The 758-nt window shown below is 21.5% G+C and carries 1 protein-coding gene; it reads right to left on the reverse strand.

Features of this window, described 5'->3' with window-relative positions:
• Positions 1-9: 9 nt before the first annotated feature.
• The coding region (locus EPJ72_RS12890; RefSeq protein WP_147732508.1) for a transposase at positions 10-758 on the reverse strand (749 nt) is incomplete at its 5' end.

A 758-nucleotide genomic window follows, 5' to 3' on the forward strand; every position in this document is an offset into this window, starting at 1 on the left:
AGACTTGTTTCAAAAGTCATTTTTTAACTGATAATTATATATTGATGCTAATATAAAAAATCTTGTATTTAACTTTTGTAAATGATTTCGATATCGAGTAGAAAGTATTTTATATCGTTTGAGAACTCCAAAAACATGTTCTATTCGTATTCTGATTTTATTAATTTTTTGATTCTGTTTTAATTCATTTTTATTTAATGGTATTTTCTTTTTGTTTTTTTTGGGGATTAAAACTTTATTATGATATTTATTAATTCCATAATAACCTTTATCTACATATATTCTACTTTTACAATCAAAATGTTCTGCTGTATTTTTATAGATATTGAAATCATGTTCGCTTCCTTTATCTAAAACAAAATCTATAATTTTTTTGCTATCAGCATTAATAGCAGTCTGAATTTTTATAGTATGGCACTTGTTTTTGCCAGAATAATATACATTTTGTACATATTTAGGTCTTTCTATTCTTATTTCCGTAACATCGATAATAATTCTTTTATCATTTTCTATTTGTATAGAATTTTTATTTTCTAGAATATTAGATAATAATTGTTCTATATAATTAATACTTCGACAAATAGTAGAAGCAGAAACATTAAAGTAAAAAGATAACTGTCTAAAAGTTATATATTGTTTAAAATATATAAAAGTGATAAAAAGCATAGTTTCCAAAGAAAGTTTTCTTGGTCTGCCATTATTAAAACCTTTATATACTTTTCTTAATTCTTCTAAAAGAAATAAATATGTTTTTTTAA

It is taken from the genome of Brachyspira pilosicoli (genome assembly GCF_008016535.1).
Classification (GTDB): domain Bacteria; phylum Spirochaetota; class Brachyspiria; order Brachyspirales; family Brachyspiraceae; genus Brachyspira; species Brachyspira pilosicoli_A.